Source organism: Candidatus Pantoea gossypiicola, assembly GCF_008632075.1.
Taxonomy (GTDB): Bacteria; Pseudomonadota; Gammaproteobacteria; order Enterobacterales; family Enterobacteriaceae; genus Pantoea; species Pantoea gossypiicola.
In genome coordinates this window covers 32,462-48,945 of the sequence record NZ_VWVM01000016.1, presented here as the reverse complement: position 1 = coordinate 48,945, position 16,484 = coordinate 32,462, and the positions used below count along the sequence as shown (strand labels likewise).

The window sequence follows — 16,484 nt, the reverse complement described above, 5'->3', positions numbered from 1 at the left end:
AAAGGCCGAAGCTGAAGAAAAAGCGAAAGAGGAAGCCGCGAAAGCAGAAGAGGAAGCCAAAAAACCGGCGTTCAATCCGGATGACTGGTTCTCTGTTTACGACAACCTGCCACTGATCCAGCGCACGCGTGCCTTAATCGCCTCGCGGCAGTACATTTTCAGTGAAGCGGTCAGCCAGTTGCATAACCGCACTGACAGTCTGCGCGCTTCGCCAGAAAGCAACGGATCATGGGCAACAATAGAGCAGAAAAAAGGGCATTTTCTTGGACTCGACGCCAACCAGCAAACACTGAATGTGGGCTGGGATACCCGCAGCGACACGCAAACAGCCGGTATCAACGTCAGTTATACTCAGGGTGAAGTTAAAGGTGAGGGGCATGAGAAGCATCGGCTGGCCACGGTTGGGGCCTACTACTCATGGCAGTCCGATGCCGGATGGTTCTTTGATTCTGCCAGTCGTTATATGTATCTGAATCAGGAGATAACGCTGGATCCTGCTTTAAATATTAATGGCATGAAAAAGGACAGCCATATGCTGGCAGGCAGCCTGCGCACTGGCTATCAGTTTGCGCTGGCTGACGATACGCTGTTTATCTCACCGTTTGTGGGTGTGACCGGAGGTGTCATGTCCGGCTATACCCTGAAAGGGGAGGATGCGTCAGTTTCGTTAAGTTCATCCACACCATACTTCACCAGCAGCGGGTTAATGGTGCAGAAACGCGGTGTGGGCGCATTAATGCCGAATATTAACGTCAGCGCCAGTCTGGCCTATCAGTATTCACCTGGTAAAAATGGCTCCACTACCACGCTCTCCGATCGTCAGTCAAACCGGCAATACAGCGCCTGGTCAGATAACCGTTATCGTGGCAGTGTAGGGCTGGAAGGCATTATCGCACCTGGCCTTTCACTGAATGCAAAAGTAGAGAGCAGTTTTGGTGGTGAATTTAAAACGGATTACAGTGGTTTGATCGGCCTGTCATATCACTTCTGATATCCGTGTCTGAATAATATCAGAGCATCACTGCGTGAAAGGGTGATGCTCTGACTTATCGATACATTATTCCTGCTGAAAAATATCAGTCTGCGGTCGTACTCGTAAGAGGAAAGGGGATAATCTGCAGACAGTAAATCATCAGCGGCTAATGTATTAATTTTTTTCTCCTTATTTCAGCTTCAGCAAACTAATCGCCAGACTTCCGCAGGCACTTCGTTGTAAGTCTCATTCATTATTAGTTCGGCTTTACGATGATCGTATGCGCCCTCAAAAGAAGAGAGATCGTCAGAAGGAAGTTTTTTTCGCATATAGCTTGTCACGATATCCAGGATATCGGTTGACGGGCAGTTTCTTAACTTATTCAGATAGTAGACTTTGTTCATAATTTTTTGCTGAAGTTAACCTGTAAAAATGAGCTTATGCGCGGTCTTAACTTTATCTAAGCTGACTCGCTGTGCTATCGATGCTGCCAGGAGAATAAATAAGAACCTGACAACAGATATACGTGTGTCCTTACGCACTGGATGCGTTCAGATGCGCAGTGTCGCCTCTGACGCTTCACTGACCTGGCTAAGCAGAAGGTTAAAAAATCAGTTTTTACCTTAACGTATTTTTAATTTATTGTTTTTTGTATTATTTTTATGTGCAGCCCTGCCGTAATCCCATATCAGATTGAACAGATAAGCATAAACCAGAAAAAACAGCACCAACCCACATTCCAGTTTCAGCGCTGCGAGTAGCGTAATATCCAGCCACCATGCTGCAAAAGGGATCAATACGAATAACAGACCTGCCTCAAATAAAACGGCATGGAGACATCTTATTCGCCAGTCTTTTTTAAATCCGGTTCGCAGCTGAACGCTGTCAAACATCAGGTTGAACAGATAGTTCCATCCCATCGCCAGTGTCGATGAAACGATGGTCAAAAGTGCCGACTGTGAAGGTGCTGCCGAGGCAAAAATAATCAGAATGATGAAAACCAATACATTGGCAACAACTTCGAAAATAACAGCGTGCAGCACTCTTTCTGTGGTGGTGCGCACTGGAGATAAACACTTTTCCAAACCACGCTCTCATTAATCAGTCAGACACCGTTACCGGTGGAGATAAAATTCAGGATGACCCTCTGCTCAGTCCTCTTAATATAAAGCGCTGAAAGTATCCCTGCCTTAAACCGATGAGAATTTAACATCGCACCGTCATAAAGTGAAAGCGTAACGGGACACTGGCAATTAAAACCCAGACAGGCTTGATATTTATCAAACCTTATACAAAACGTGCTTTATCAGTCAAACACCTTAGCGTATCAGCTCCTGAATCGCTCTTTCTGTTCAGCGATCCGGGTTCAGAGTGTCTAATCTGATATGTTCCTCGCTGCATGCGATGCTGGCCTGTCGGATTTGAGGCGATGATAGCAACTCTGAAGTGGGGTGGAATATTAAAATAATAAATTGATTATATATAGATTTATATTTCAATATTTAGATGCAAGGCAGTTTTAAAACCTGCCTCTCGGCATCATTTACCGTTCTGAAGTGATTGCGATACAGAAGAGCAGAGTAGAAGTGATGCTGCCTGACGTTAAAAGTGGGTCATCTGCTGGCCCAATATCAATAGCCTGATCAGATTTCAACGGCTGGCATCTATAACGAAAATGAGGGCTCTCGGTGGAGGGTATGATGTGATGGTTTGCTTCATATCGCGTTCTCGGCTGTATAAATCATGAAGTCCACTTTACCGCTGGCATACTCATCGGGTTTCGTCCCCTGCTCCAGATAGTTCAGCATCAGCTGCAGGGCGATTTGAGTATGCTGCCGGGTATTCTGATCCAGCGTCAGCGCAACGCTTTGCTGCGCCATCAATGTGCGGGTGGTGGCATAAAGTTCATGGGTGATCCAGATACACTGATTAAGCCGACGATGACGTGCCAGCGCCTGACCGATCTCAGTGTTCCCCAGGCCGGTATTATAAATTCCCATCAGATTTCCGCTCTGAATCAGCTGTTTCTCCAGCAATTTACTGATTATGTCGCGATTTTCCTGAGCGGCCAGAACTTCACGCAGCTGAAGATGGGGATATCGTTCAGTCATAAGCGTGCAAAATCCTTCAATGCGCTGACGATGCGCGCTGTAATCCCTGTGACCACTGACCATCAATACCTCACCGGGCTGATGCAGCATTTTACCCATAAGCTGAGCGGCGGTGCGTCCTGCCTGCAACTGGTTGATCCCGACATGACAGAGCCGGGCGGCACCGGGCAAATCGGTGACCAGCGAGATCACCGGTACACCACGCACCTGGCAATGTTCCAGCGCCTCATAAATAGCCGGATGTTCATGGGCAAAAACGATTAATCCATCCCGCGATTCACTGCCTTGCCTGATAAGCTTTGCCAGCCTTTCTGGCTGCGCCTCCGGGACAAAAGTGCGATGCAGCGTCAACCGGCGATAGCCCAGATGGGAGGCGATCTCAGTAAAATCCTGCGCCAGTTGCTTAAAGAAAAACGAATCGTTACTGCTCAGCAGCAGTTCGATCTGCCATGGATGACGATGCTCCTCAGGCAAAATCCGCCTGAGTCCGACTTCCCGTGCCGCCTGCAATACCCTGTGGACCGTTTCCGGTGCAACGCCACCCCGTTCATTAAGCACCCGATCCACGGTTGCCAGCCCTACTCCTGCCCGCAGGGCGACTTCTTTCAGCGACATGCCGTTCTCCTCTGAGGTAAACACCTCAAAACATCATGCCGTCAGTGTAAAACGCCGCGCTATCCTGCCGTTGCAGCTTTCTGCCGTACTATGATGGAGTTCAAATAATGAATAAAAAGCAACGCGTTGCCCTGCTCGGGTGTGGCTTTATTGGCGAAGTTCATGCGGCTAATCTTCAGGCACATCCCGGGGCTGAACTGGTGTGGGTAGCCGATGCGGAGCCCGCACGCGCTGCCGCGTTTGCGACACGCTTTGGTGCCAGGGCCGCGTCCGTGACTGAAGCGATAAATGATGGGCAGATTGACATGGTATTGATCGCCAGCGCGACGCCAACCCATGCCGATTTGCTTGAAGCCGCTGCCCGTGTCGGTAAAGCCATTTACTGTGAAAAGCCGGTCGATCTCTCTCTTGAGCGCGCCCGTAAGGCCGTGTCTAACGTTCTCCCTTACAATGTGCCGGTCACGGTGGGATTTAATCGCCGTTTCGATGTCAGTCATCTGCAGCTTAAGCAGCAACTCCGCCAGGGGCGGATTGGCTCGGCGGAACTGATTCAGATGGTCTGCCGGTCTTCGTCCATGCCGCCACTGGCCTATCTTCAGGCATCCGGTGGCCAGATGCGCGATCAGGCTATCCACTTTTTTGACCTGCTGCGCTGGCTGACTGAACAGGAAGTGACGGAAGTGGCAGCGATGGGCGCAGCGCTGGCTCTGCCTTCGATCAGCGAATTCGCCGACGTGGACACCAGCACGCTGCTGTTACGGCTACAGAGCGGGGCGCTGGCACAGCTCGATAATGCCCGCCGGACTGGCTATGGCTATGACGAACGCATCAGTGTGATGGGGTCAGACGGCATGCTGGAATCGGCCTCTCAGCCGCAGCGCGGCGTCAGCTGTTATCAGGGCGCGCAGGTTCAGCAGCCTGGGCTGCTGCCAGACTGGTTCAGCCGGGTGCAGCCAACCTATTATGCTCATCTGGACGCATTTATCCGATCGCTGAACGGGGAGCAGGTTGGCGATCTGCCCGGCCTGGAGGATGGCCTCAGGGCACAGGCAATTGCGGAAGCCGCGGTGATCTCCCTGGCGGAAAGGCGCTTCTGTCAGGTGGAAAACGTGCTGATCTGATGAGGCATGGCAGACTGAAAAAATAAGATTATTTTTATCGATTAGAAACCGGTGCTGAGCTGTTTACCGATTGTGAGGAGTCCCGCAATCTGAAATCTGTCATTAATGGCCATCCCGAGGTCTGATGTAGCAGGGAGGCGCGAAAAATCATGTACAGCAACCTCCATCAGCACCCTGAGGAACACCTGGCGTATGGCTATGCGCTGTCGCACAACGGTGACATGGCATGCAGCTGGCCTGGTGGACGCACGACGGTTATCAATATGTACTGATTGGCCGCAACCAAACCCTCAGCGCAGCTGGCGGCCTCCTGAAACATGACAGGCAGCGCTCACGTAATCCGGCAGCACGCGCAGCAGTGACGATCAGCGCGGCTGTCTGACCTGCGCTGCAATCTTAAGCGCAATATTTACCCGGTCGTCAACCACCCCGACCAGCCGATCCATACCGAAGGCGGAGCGGGAGATAGCGGTGGAGGCATGCAGCGCCAGCAAGCGTGAGGCAGGATCGAGGGTCTGCCCGCTGTCCAGCGAGGCCAGCATCACGACAGGCCGGCTGACAGTTTTAACCGTCAGCGTGCCAAAAATCCGGTAATTACCGTCACCCAATGCAGCCACGCGACTGCTGACGAAATGAATCTGCGGGTAATGTTCTGCATCAAAAAACAGATCACTTTTCAGTTGCCAGGTTAACAGGCTGTTCGAGGCGACCAGCGTTCCCACCGGAATATTCACTTCAATACGGTCGTCACGATCCTCATGCGGATTAAGCGTCACTGTGCCGGTCACGCCCTGTAGTCTGGCCTGCGAAAAGTCATGTCCAAAGGCACGCCACGAAAGGCCAATCGACGTTTTATCGGGGGTAATGGCATAGGTTACCGGCGCGGCACAGATCACCGGGCTGATCAGGACAAACAGAATGCATAAACAGGCGGCACGTATCATCACTTTTCCCCCTTCAGACAGACCAAACGTTAACGCCTGAAACCGCGATCTTATTCGCTTTTATTAGCACTGCTTTTACCACAGGGGCACAAATAATATTAAAGATATTAACTGACTGTCACCTTAGATTCACCAAAACGTAATGATTATTTGGGGCAAAGAACATCAACTACAGGAAATATTAAGAATGCATTAAGGAGGGCTTATTAATCGGTCGTTTTACTGAAATCCTGAGTGGAGGTATTTGATGACGTTAAGGGGGAAATTTTCAATCTGAAATTATCTTTTCGTCATCAGTGGCTTAAGGTTTCCCCATTAAAAAATCTGTGTCAGTCGAGCTGTGTCTGAGTTGATAACAGGCCGGCGTTTCTGTTTTTTAAACAAAATATCAATCACTCAAAAAGAGTTGGGTACCGGCGGAGTATTATTGAAATAATAGTGAACTTTTCAGAAATCCATTAAATGAATCCTCGCTGTTTTATTGTAATTAAACCTCTTCATTTAATGTTTAGTTAACTTTCATACGTTAGCTTGTATTAGCAGTCCGGTAACCTTAATTCCATAACGGGAAACCTGTTATGGCTTATCCGCCTGCCGGGTATTGATAAATCGCTATTTCAATTCTTTTCCGGCGTTGTATCCGATTAACAACGCGCGACAGTTTATGGGTTTGATTTGCAGGAGTTTTAGCATGGAATTTTTGCCATTTTCCCGCCCTTCATTCGGTGATGAGGAGCTGGCTGCTGTTAAAGCGGTATTCGATTCCGGATGGATAACAACCGGGGCGAAATGCGCTGAACTGGAGCAGGCCTTTGTTCAGCTGACCGGCAATCAGCACGCCATTGCAGTGAGCTCTGCCACTGCCGGGATGCATGTCACGCTGATGGCGATGGGGATCGGGCCTGGCGATGAGGTGATCACGCCGTCCATGACCTGGGTTTCAACCCTTAACCTGATTACGCTGCTGGGTGCCACGCCAGTCATGATTGATGTTGATCCGGATAACCTGATGGTGACGCCGGAACGGATAGCGCAGGCCATTACGCCACGCACCCGCGCCATAATTCCGGTGCATTACGCCGGTGCGCCCGCCGATATCGCACCGATCTATCATCTGGCTGAGCAGCATGGCATTGCCATTATTGAAGATGCGGCTCACGCGGTGGGCACGACTTATTACGACAGACCGGTCGGGTATCGTGGCACGGCAATTTTCTCGTTCCACGCCATCAAAAATATTACGTGCGCAGAAGGCGGTCTGGTGGTGACCGATGACGCTGCTCTCGCCGATCGTATCCGCAGCCTGAAGTTTCATGGCCTTGCCGTGGATGCGTTTGATCGTCAGACTCAGGGGCGTCTGCCGCAGGCGGAAGTGATGATGCCGGGCTTCAAATACAATCTGCCCGATATCAGCGCAGCGATTGCGCTGGTGCAGTTACAGAAACTGCCGGGCTTTATTGCACGCCGCCGTGAGATTGCCGAACGCTATCTTGAGGCGCTGCGTTCGCTGCCCTTCACGCCGCTTTCACGGCCAGAGTGGCCACATCAGCATGCGTGGCACCTGTTTATTATCCGTATTGATGAACAACGCTGCGGGCTGTCCCGTGATGCCTTTATGCAGGCACTGAAGTCGCGAGACATCGGCAGCGGCCTGCATTTCCGTGCAGCGCATACCCACAAATATTACCGCGAGCGCTATCCCGATCTGCGTCTGCCCGCCAGTGAACGTAACAGCCAGCAGATGTGTTCAATTCCGCTGTTTCCGTCCATGACGGATCAGGATGTAGAACGCGTGATTCAGGCTTTACATGACATTGCCGGAGTCTGAGATGCGCGATATCAAACCGATCAATATGCTCTCCGTGGTGATCCCGGTCTATAACGAGCAGGAGAGTTTGCCGGCGCTGCTGCAGCGCACCAGCGCCGCCTGCGACGCCATCAACCTTGAATATGAAATTCTGCTGGTGGATGACGGCAGCAGTGACCGCTCTGCCGAACTGATTGAACAGGCCGCTACCGTTCCCGGCAGCCGGATAACCGGCGTGCTGCTCAACCGCAACTACGGTCAGCACTCCGCCATCATGGCCGGCTTCAGCCAGGTCCGTGGCGATCTGATTGTTACCCTTGATGCCGATCTGCAGAACCCGCCGGAAGAGATCCCGCGGCTGGTTGAGGCTGCGCGTCAGGGGTATGACGTGGTGGGCACCGTGCGGCAGCAGCGCCAGGATACCTGGTTCCGTCGCAAGGCCTCGCGCACGCTCAATCACCTGATTCAGCGGGTCACCGGCAAAGCGATGGGAGACTACGGCTGCATGCTGCGCGCCTATCGCCGCCACATCGTCGAAGCGATGCTCAATTGCCACGAACGCAGCACCTTCATTCCGATTCTGGCCAACACCTTTGCCCGACACACCATCGAACTGCCGGTGATCCACGCCGAACGGGCTTTTGGCGATTCGAAATACAGCTTTATGCGCCTGATCAACCTGATGTACGACCTGGTGACCTGCCTGACCACCACACCGCTGCGACTGCTCAGCGTGGTCGGCAGCCTGATTGCCCTTTCCGGTTTTGCTTTCTCACTGGTGTTGATCGTATTGCGACTCTTTTTTGGTGCGGCCTGGGCGGGTGACGGCGTCTTCGTGCTGTTCGCCGTGCTGTTCATGTTTATCGGTGCCCAGTTTGTGGGTATGGGACTGCTCGGGGAGTACATCGGGCGCATTTATAACGACGTTCGCGCGCGTCCACGCTATTTCGTTCAACGCATTGTTCAGGCTCCTGAAGAGCCTTCAGTACAGGATACTCAATCATGAAGACCGTTGTTTTCGCCTATCACGACATGGGCTGTGTCGGCATCAATGCCCTGCTGAACGCAGGCTATGAGATCACCGCCATTTTTACGCACAACGACGTGGCGACCGAAAATAACTTTTTCGGCTCGGTAGCCCGCCTGGCGGCAGAACACGGCATCCCGGTCTATGCGCCGGACGAGGCGAATCATCCGATCTGGCTTGACCGCATCCGTACCATGGCACCAGAGATGATCTTTTCCTTCTACTATCGTCATCTGCTGAGCGATGAGATCCTGCAATGCGCTCAGAAGGGGGCCTTTAACCTGCATGGCTCCCTGCTGCCAAAATACCGTGGTCGGGCACCGCTGAACTGGGCGCTGGTCAATGGTGAGCGCGAAACGGGCGTCACGCTGCATCGCATGGTGAAGCGTGCAGATGCCGGTAATATTCTGGCGCAGCAGAAAGTAGCCATTGACGATCAGGACAACGCGCTGACGCTGCATCGTAAATTGACCCAGGCCGCAGAGCAGTTGCTGGGCGACATATTGCCTCGCCTGCGTCAGGGTGAGGTCAGTGAGTGGCCACAGGATGAGAGCCAGGCAACCCGGGTGGGCGGTCGCACGCCCGAAGATGGCCGCATTGACTGGAATCAGCCTGCTGAGAAAATTCATAATCTGGTCAGAGCGGTCACCGATCCCTGGCCTGGGGCATTCGCCTTCGCCGGTTCGGTTAAATTTATTGTCTGGAAGAGCAGGGTTCATCCGCAGCAGCAGCAGGTGAAACCGGGCACTGTCATCTCTAAACAGCCGTTTCTGATCGCCTGTGGCGAAGGCGCACTGGAAATCCAGACCGGACAGTCTGAGCATGGCGTCTATATGAACGGCAGCCAGCTGGCGCAGAGCCTGGGCATGGTGCCAGGTGCACTGCTCTATTCACAGCCGCAGTTGGCGCTGCAACGCCGTACCCGCGTGCTGATCCTCGGTGTTAACGGCTTTATCGGTAACCATCTCACCGAGCGTTTGTTACAGGATGAACATTTCGACGTCTACGGCCTGGATATCAGTTCAGACGCTATCAGCCGGTTCCTGGAACATCCGCGCTTTCATTTCGTTGAGGGCGATATCGCTATTCACTCCGAATGGATTGAGTATCACATCAAAAAATGTGACGTCATTCTGCCGCTGGTGGCGATCGCGACGCCGATTGAGTACACCCGCAACCCACTGCGCGTGTTTGAACTCGATTTCGAAGAGAACCTGAAAATCATTCGCGACTGCGTGAAGTATCAGAAGCGCATCATTTTCCCGTCCACCTCTGAGGTCTACGGCATGTGTACCGATGCCAGCTTCGATGAGGATTGTTCTAACCTGGTGGTCGGGCCGATTAATAAACAGCGCTGGATCTACTCCGTATCCAAACAGCTACTGGACCGTGTGATCTGGGCATATGGTGAAAAAGAGGGGCTGCGTTTTACCCTGTTCCGTCCCTTCAACTGGATGGGACCGCGTCTGGATAACCTCAATGCGGCACGCATCGGCAGTTCCCGTGCAATTACCCAGTTGATCCTCAACCTGGTAGAAGGTTCGCCGATTAAGCTGATCGACGGCGGCAAACAGAAGCGCTGCTTTACCGATATTCAGGATGGCGTGGAAGCGCTGTTCCGCATTATCGAAAACAGGCAGCAGAATTGTGACGGTCAGATCATCAATATCGGTAACCCGGACAACGAAGCCAGCATTAAAGAGCTGGCCGAGCAGCTGCTGGAAAGCTTCGAACGCCATCCGCTGCGCAGCCAGTTCCCGCCATTTGCCGGTTTCCGGGAAGTGGAGAGCAGCAGCTACTACGGCAAAGGCTATCAGGATGTAGAGCACCGCAAACCCGCTATCCGCAATGCACGTCGTTTGCTGGGCTGGACGCCGACCGTCACGATGGATGTCACTATTGATAACACGCTCGACTTCTTCCTGCGCACCGTCGAGCAACAGGTTGATAAGTGATGAAGAAGATCGGTCTGCGGATTGACGTAGATACCTGGCGCGGCACGAAGCAGGGTGTGCCAGCGCTGCTTGAGCTGTTCCGGCGTCATGCGGTGCGAGGCAGCTTTTTCTTCAGCGTGGGACCGGACAACATGGGCCGCCATCTCTGGCGGCTGGTGAAACCGGCGTTTCTCATGAAGATGCTGCGTTCCCGCGCTGCATCGCTCTATGGCTGGAACATTCTGCTCGCCGGTACGGCCTGGCCGGGAAAGCAGATGGGACGTGGCTTGCGGCAAATTATGCAGGACGCCACCCGTCAGCATGAAGTTGGCCTGCACGCCTGGGACCACTTTGCCTGGCAGACCTGGGCGGGCGTCTGGCCGCAGGACAAGCTGGTTGAGCAGATAGCCCGCGGCACGGAAACGCTGAGTGAGATCCTCGGTCACCCGGTCAGTTGCTCGGCCGTTGCTGGCTGGCGCGCTGATAGCCGGGTCATCGCTGCCAAACAGGACTTCAGCTTTCACTACAACAGCGACTGTCGGGGCAGCGGCCCGTTCCGGCCCCTGCTGCCGGATGGGCAGATCGGCACGGTGCAGATTCCGGTGACGCTGCCCACATGGGATGAAGTGGTTGGCCGCGAGGTCAGCGCAGCAGGCTATAACGACTACATTCTGGCGAAGATGCTCGCGTCTGATGAGGGCGCGGTTTACACCATACATGCCGAAGTTGAGGGGATCATCGGCTACACGGACTTTGACCAGTTGCTGGATGCTGCGGAACGTAACGGCATTCAGTTCTGTCCGTTAGGCGAGTTGCTGCCCGACGATCTCAGCACGTTACCGGTGGGCAGGGTCGTCAGAGGCGAAATTCCCGGACGGGAAGGGTGGCTGGGCTGCCAGAAACTGACTGAAGAGGCGAACTAGTGCGGATACGTAACAACACGATGTGGGTGCTTTTTTGCAGCTTCTTTATTCTCTATTACCTGATCCCGCCCGTGTTCCGTGATCTCTGGCAGCCGGATGAGACCCGCTACGCGGAGATCAGCCGGGAGATGCTGGCCACGGGTAACTGGATCACGCCACACTTCTTCGGCCTGCGTTATTTTGAAAAACCGATTGCGGGTTACTGGATTAACTCGTTGGGGCAGTGGCTATTTGGCCACAACAATTTTGGCGTGCGGGCGGGATCGATATTCTCAACGGCGATGACTGCCGCGCTGGTCTTCTGGCTCGGCAGGCGGATATTTGGTTCGGCGCGCACCGCCGCTGTCAGTGGTCTGATTTTCCTCAGTTCACTGCTGGTCTACGGCGTGGGCACCTATGCGGTGCTCGATCCCATGCTGATGCTCTGGCTGGCGGCGGCGATGTGCAGCTTCTGGCTGGCGACGGAGGCCACCGGACGTGCCGGACGCGCGGGCGGTTATCTGCTGCTGGGCCTTGCCTGCGGCATGGGATTTATGACCAAAGGCTTTCTGGCACTGGCGGTTCCGGTGCTGGCGATTCTGCCGTGGGCGATCTGGCGAAAGAGACTTCCGGAGCTGCTCTGCTTCGGGCCACTGGCGATGCTTTCAGCCGCAGCGATCAGCGCGCCCTGGGCGCTGGCGATCTATCATCAGGCTCCCGATTTCTGGCACTACTTCTTCTGGGTTGAGCATATCCAGCGCTTTGCGGAAGAGAATGCACAGCACAAGGCACCGTTCTGGTATTACCTGCCGATTCTGCTGCTGGGCACGCTGCCGTGGCTGGCGCTGTTACCGGGTGCGTTAATGACCGGCTGGCGCGAGCGTCAGCAGCATCCGGGCGCGCTCTATCTGCTGAGCTGGGCGGTTATGCCGCTGCTGTTTTTCAGCCTGGCAAAAGGCAAGCTGCCGACTTATATCCTGCCCTGTTTTGTGCCGCTGTCGCTGCTGATGGCGCACTATGGGCTGAACGCCGCGCAGCGGGCAGGACGCGCTTTAACGGTCAATGGCTGGCTTAACCTGATTTTCGGCATCCTCACCCTGACAACGGTACTGCTGGTGCTGTCGCCCTGGAGCGTGACGCATCATCCGCTGTTCGCTACGCATGAGATGCTGAAGCTGGTGCTGGGCGCGCTGGCATTTCTCATCTGGGGGCTGGTGGGTGCCTACAGCTGTCGATCTTCACAACGCCGCTGGCTGGCGGCCGCGCTTTGCCCGCTGGGTGTCGCACTGCTTATTGGTGCTGCGATCCCGGATAAAATCCGCGACGCTAAACAGCCACAGCACTTTGTTGCCACGATCAGCGCGCGTCTGGCCTCCAGCCGCTTTATCCTGGCGGACAATCCCGGCGTGGCGTCTGCCGTTGCCTGGCATCTTCAGCGCAGCGATATTGGCTTCTACGACACCAAAGGCGAGCTGGAGTATGGGCTGAGCTACCCGGATGCGCAGTCCCGTTTTGTCTCTCAGGCCGACTTCGGCAGCTGGCTTGTCGACCATCGCCGTATCGGAAGCGTGTCGCTACTGTTGCTGGTCGACTCGGTGCACAGCGATATCGGTGAGGATGTGCCGGTGCCGGATGCGGTCTATCGTCAGGGCAGGCTGGTCTGCCTCTACTACGATCAGATGAAGTAATGCTGCTGCTGATTGTGCTGGTGAGTCTGCTCAGCTGCAGCGCGCAACTGTGTCAGAAACAGGCGACGCACGCGATTTCGCGCCGTATTCGCCTGAGCTGGATTGGCATGAGCGTGCTGCTGTTAGGCATTGCGATGCTCCTCTGGCTGCTGGTCCTGCAGCGGGTACCGGTGAGTCAGGCCTATCCCATGCTGAGCCTGAACTTCATTTTCGTTGCGCTGGCCGGACGCATCCTCTGGCGCGAGCGGTTAACGCTGCGCCAGATTGTCGGCACGCTGCTGGTGGTGACGGGTGTGGCGCTGATGGCGAGCCAGCTATGAAAGGATACGGATGGGTCGCGTGCAGCGTGCTGCTGGTCTCCGCGGCACAGCTGATGATGCGCTGGGCAATGCCGCGGCTGCCCGATGTCAGCAGTATCTTCTCTCTGCCGACTATTGCCATACAGCCCGCCTTGCTGCTGTTTTCCGGGCTGGCCGCTTATGGAATTTCTATGCTCTGCTGGATTCGGGCACTGCACTATTTCCCGCTGAACCGGGTCTATCCGCTGCTCAGTCTGAGTTACGTGCTGGTCTGGCTGGTGGCTGTCTGCGCGCCGGTATTTCATGAAGCATTCAGCTGGCATAGTCTGGCGGGCGTGGTGATTATTGTTACCGGGCTGCTGTGCATTGTGATTAAGCCCTGAACATGTAAGTTAGCGTTTCCGCATCATCAATCCATTTTATTGCTATTTTCGGGCAGGAATTAATGCTGCTGTGGTTGGTATATTAGCGTTTTCGTGTTAAATATCCTTTTTGTTATCATTTTCGGGAAACGGATAAAGGATTCGCTATGCTGGTCGGCTTCAGCGCACTGCGCGAACGTTATGCTATTAATCCGGCGCAGCCATTACGCGTTAAGTCAGCTATCGGAACGGTACGCTCTCATCATGAGAGTCAGGGGCAGGTGGAAAATCATTATCCACCTGGCTATCAACCGGAAGATGATTTTGCCGGTCACTTTGCCTTTGGTCTCAAATACGAAGAGATTCACCTTGAGTTTTTTGCCCGCCTGTTTACCGCTGTCGGCCCGGAACCTCTGGAGGCGTGGTGCCGTCAGGAGCCGTTCGGACAGTATGCGCGACGGGCTGGCTTTCTCTATGAATGGCTGACCGGCAACACGCTGCAGGTACCGGATGTCACCAATGGAGGCTATATTGAGGCCATCTCATCCAAAACCTATCTGACCCGAACGACAGTAAAGCGCGTCAGACGCTGGCGCATCAATGATAACCTGCCAGGAACGGTGGATTTCTGCCCGCTGGTGCGCAGGACCGCGGCCGTTGAACAGGCGCTTACGTTCGATCTCAATGAAGCCTTAAACGATCTGGATAGCGCCTTTGGCGCGGACATTCTGATGCGCACGGCCAGCTGGCTGACATTTAAAGAGTCGCGCGCCAGTTTTCTGATTGAGAAAGAGTCGGATCAGGGCGACCGCATTCAGCGTTTTGCTCACGTTATTGCGCAGTATTGCGGACAGCTTGACGATCCGCTCAGTGATAGCAGCCTGCATACCATACAGCAGGGCATTCTTGGCCAGGACGCACTGGGGCTGGGGCTGCGCCGCTCACCCGTGTTTGTCGGGCAGTCGACAATGCGTGAAGATATCGTCCACTATATTGCGCCACACTATGATGATGTTCCTCGCTTCATGCAGGGCCTTAAAGCCTTTGACCTGGCGACGCGGGGGGCCGCGCCACTGGCCCGTGCCGCGGTTATTGCGTTTGGCTTCGTCTATATCCACCCGATGCGTGATGGCAATGGTCGCATCCACCGATTTTTAATCAATGACACGCTGATTCGTGACGGGGCGATACCTGATGGGGTCATCCTGCCGGTCTCAGCCACCATCACCAGCTCGATGGATTTTCGGGTCGGCTATGATCGCACGCTGGACGTGTTCTCGAAACGGCTGATGCGGCGCTATGCAGGCTGTTATCGGTTTGGCGAACTGAAAACCTATGAAGATGGCACGCTGAGCAACTTCAGTTTTAGCGACTACGAGGATGCCCGGTTCGCCTGGCGCTATCCCGACCTAACCGAGCATGTGCTCTATACCTGCAAAGTTATAGAGCATACCGTCCGAAAAGAGATGGCTGATGAAGCGCGCGTACTGGTGATATTTCAGCGTGCACAGCAGCGCCTGAAGGAAGTCATTGAAATGCCCGATCAGGACGCGAGTCGCATTATTCGTTCGCTGAAGGAAAATGGCTGGCAGATCTCCGGCAAGCTTAAAAAAGCGTTCCCGGTGCTGGACGATGCGACACTGTCCGGGCGCATCGTGGAAGCGGTCAGATCGGCATTTGAGACCCAGGCAGACTGACTGCCTGAGTCTCACCGGCAATCACTGCGCACTATGCTCAGCAGAGCGGCTTAAGCTGTGCGGCCAGCGCCTCGATATCGCTGACGATCAAATCAGGTGCAGGTGCCAGCGGATAAAGTGCCTGTCCCTGACGGCTGACAAAGGCGGTTTTCATGCCAGCCCGTTTTGCTCCGCCAACATCCCAGCCATGCGCAGCCACCATCATGCACTCTGCGGCGGGCTTGCCCATCTCTTTCATGGCCCACTGATAGACTCTGAGATCGGGCTTATACACCTTCACTTGTTCCACGCTGAGAATGCGAGTGAACAGCGGTGTCAGTCTGGCTGAGCTGAGTTGTTTTTCAGCCAGCGCGGCTGAGGAGTTGGTCAGCGCAACCAGCGTAAAACCCTGCTGCTGCAATGCAGACAAGCCAGTGGCAATATCCGGATGGGCGGGCATGGCGGCGATGATGTCAGCCAGCGGCGTCGCGCCAGCTGGCAGAGTGACGCCGTAACGCGCAGCGGTCATCTTCAGTACCGCTTCTGCAATATCACCAAAGCTGTGCCAGCTGCCGGTCACTGACTCGACCAGTGAATGATGCAACAGTGAGGTAAACCAGGCCTCGGCGCGCTCAGGCCTGTCGCCGAGCCGTTGCGCGACAGCCTGGTTCAGGGATGTGGTATCCAGCAGGGTTTCATTGACATCGAAAAACAGGGTGCCGCTGCAGGGTTCGGGGTTGTGATTGTTAGTCATAGAGTCTCCGCCTGGCTTAAAAGGGTGAGGGTAAGGCGTTATAGGCGCTGACTGAAGGCAGGACCCGGGGGGCAGATTCACCAACAATAGGGCTTAATTGCCAGACGCTGATTGCTGGTGACGTTGAATATCGCGATGGTCACACCAGCGCCTGCATCAGGCAGTATAATCTAATCAAAAAATCGGTTCAGGTTGATAACAAATATCATTTCTGACTAAGGAGAATATTCTTCTTAAATCAGCGAGCCTCGTGAAACATTTTCAGCTGCAA

Annotated in this window: 16 protein-coding genes; 11 read left to right on the top strand and 5 right to left on the bottom strand. The window is 54.3% G+C overall.

Annotated features, from left to right (window positions below; all coding sequences use genetic code 11):
• Nucleotides 1–106 precede the first annotated feature (106 nt).
• Nucleotides 107–991 carry an autotransporter outer membrane beta-barrel domain-containing protein gene (locus F3I20_RS24650; protein ID WP_505538512.1) on the top strand — a complete coding sequence of 295 codons (885 nt, stop codon included), beginning with the start codon at nt 107–109 and terminating at the stop codon, nt 989–991.
• Between the two features lie 182 nt (nt 992–1,173).
• Here F3I20_RS24650 and F3I20_RS18300 read toward each other — a convergent pair whose 3' ends face one another.
• From F3I20_RS18300 to F3I20_RS18290, 3 genes are all read right to left on the bottom strand, one after another.
• Entirely contained in the window at nt 1,174–1,377 is a 204-nt protein-coding gene (locus F3I20_RS18300; protein WP_150015823.1) for an Hha/YmoA family nucleoid-associated regulatory protein, read from the bottom strand.
• A gap of 219 nt (nt 1,378–1,596) precedes the next feature.
• Nucleotides 1,597–2,058 (bottom strand): PACE efflux transporter, encoded by a 462-nt coding sequence (locus F3I20_RS18295; protein ID WP_150038062.1) that lies wholly within the window; start codon nt 2,056–2,058, stop codon nt 1,597–1,599.
• A 630-nt stretch (nt 2,059–2,688) separates the two neighbouring features.
• The gene (locus tag F3I20_RS18290) at nt 2,689–3,699 is read right to left on the bottom strand and encodes a LacI family DNA-binding transcriptional regulator (protein WP_150015821.1); all 1,011 of its coding nucleotides are present in this window, start codon (nt 3,697–3,699) and stop codon (nt 2,689–2,691) included.
• 107 nt (nt 3,700–3,806) lie between these two features.
• On the opposite strand from F3I20_RS18290, the gene F3I20_RS18285 reads away from it, so the two are divergent.
• Together F3I20_RS18285 and F3I20_RS24355 are read left to right on the top strand one after the other, a co-directional pair.
• A complete protein-coding gene (locus F3I20_RS18285; protein ID WP_150015820.1) occupies nt 3,807–4,820 on the top strand; it encodes a Gfo/Idh/MocA family protein in 1,014 nt (337 codons plus the stop codon).
• A gap of 149 nt (nt 4,821–4,969) precedes the next feature.
• On the top strand, nt 4,970–5,092 hold the full coding sequence (locus F3I20_RS24355) for a hypothetical protein (RefSeq protein WP_255467314.1): 123 nt from the start codon (nt 4,970–4,972) through the stop codon (nt 5,090–5,092).
• A 93-nt stretch (nt 5,093–5,185) separates the two neighbouring features.
• On the opposite strand, the gene F3I20_RS18280 is transcribed toward F3I20_RS24355, so the two are convergent.
• The gene (locus F3I20_RS18280; protein WP_150038092.1) at nt 5,186–5,764 is read right to left on the bottom strand and encodes a YceI family protein; all 579 of its coding nucleotides are present in this window, start codon (nt 5,762–5,764) and stop codon (nt 5,186–5,188) included.
• 691 nt (nt 5,765–6,455) lie between these two features.
• On the opposite strand from F3I20_RS18280, the gene arnB reads away from it, so the two are divergent.
• From arnB to F3I20_RS18240, 8 genes are all read left to right on the top strand, one after another.
• On the top strand, nt 6,456–7,592 hold the full coding sequence (gene arnB / locus F3I20_RS18275) for a UDP-4-amino-4-deoxy-L-arabinose aminotransferase (RefSeq protein WP_150019508.1): 1,137 nt from the start codon (nt 6,456–6,458) through the stop codon (nt 7,590–7,592).
• Nucleotide 7,593: 1 nt separating this feature from the next.
• The gene (arnC, locus tag F3I20_RS18270; RefSeq protein ID WP_150015819.1) at nt 7,594–8,577 is read left to right on the top strand and encodes an undecaprenyl-phosphate 4-deoxy-4-formamido-L-arabinose transferase; all 984 of its coding nucleotides are present in this window, start codon (nt 7,594–7,596) and stop codon (nt 8,575–8,577) included.
• Nucleotides 8,574–10,553: a bifunctional UDP-4-amino-4-deoxy-L-arabinose formyltransferase/UDP-glucuronic acid oxidase ArnA gene (gene arnA / locus F3I20_RS18265; protein ID WP_150038061.1), complete on the top strand. Its 1,980-nt coding sequence runs from the start codon at nt 8,574–8,576 to the stop codon at nt 10,551–10,553. Before arnC ends, arnA begins: the two co-directional genes overlap by 4 nt.
• Nucleotides 10,553–11,455 carry a 4-deoxy-4-formamido-L-arabinose-phosphoundecaprenol deformylase gene (gene arnD / locus F3I20_RS18260; protein ID WP_150038060.1) on the top strand — a complete coding sequence of 301 codons (903 nt, stop codon included), beginning with the start codon at nt 10,553–10,555 and terminating at the stop codon, nt 11,453–11,455. The genes arnA and arnD overlap by 1 nt, the downstream gene beginning before the upstream one ends.
• A complete protein-coding gene (arnT, locus tag F3I20_RS18255) occupies nt 11,455–13,122 on the top strand; it encodes a lipid IV(A) 4-amino-4-deoxy-L-arabinosyltransferase (protein ID WP_150038059.1) in 1,668 nt (555 codons plus the stop codon). The genes arnD and arnT overlap by 1 nt, the downstream gene beginning before the upstream one ends.
• Nucleotides 13,122–13,442, top strand: a complete 321-nt coding sequence (arnE, locus tag F3I20_RS18250; RefSeq protein ID WP_150015815.1) for a 4-amino-4-deoxy-L-arabinose-phosphoundecaprenol flippase subunit ArnE — start codon at nt 13,122–13,124, stop codon at nt 13,440–13,442. Before arnT ends, arnE begins: the two co-directional genes overlap by 1 nt.
• The gene (arnF, locus tag F3I20_RS18245) at nt 13,439–13,804 is read left to right on the top strand and encodes a 4-amino-4-deoxy-L-arabinose-phosphoundecaprenol flippase subunit ArnF (protein WP_150015814.1); all 366 of its coding nucleotides are present in this window, start codon (nt 13,439–13,441) and stop codon (nt 13,802–13,804) included. Before arnE ends, arnF begins: the two co-directional genes overlap by 4 nt.
• A gap of 146 nt (nt 13,805–13,950) precedes the next feature.
• The gene (locus F3I20_RS18240; protein WP_150038058.1) at nt 13,951–15,480 is read left to right on the top strand and encodes a Fic family protein; all 1,530 of its coding nucleotides are present in this window, start codon (nt 13,951–13,953) and stop codon (nt 15,478–15,480) included.
• A gap of 37 nt (nt 15,481–15,517) precedes the next feature.
• Here F3I20_RS18240 and F3I20_RS18235 read toward each other — a convergent pair whose 3' ends face one another.
• The gene (locus tag F3I20_RS18235) at nt 15,518–16,213 is read right to left on the bottom strand and encodes a haloacid dehalogenase type II (RefSeq protein WP_150038057.1); all 696 of its coding nucleotides are present in this window, start codon (nt 16,211–16,213) and stop codon (nt 15,518–15,520) included.
• Nucleotides 16,214–16,484: the final 271 nt, after the last annotated feature.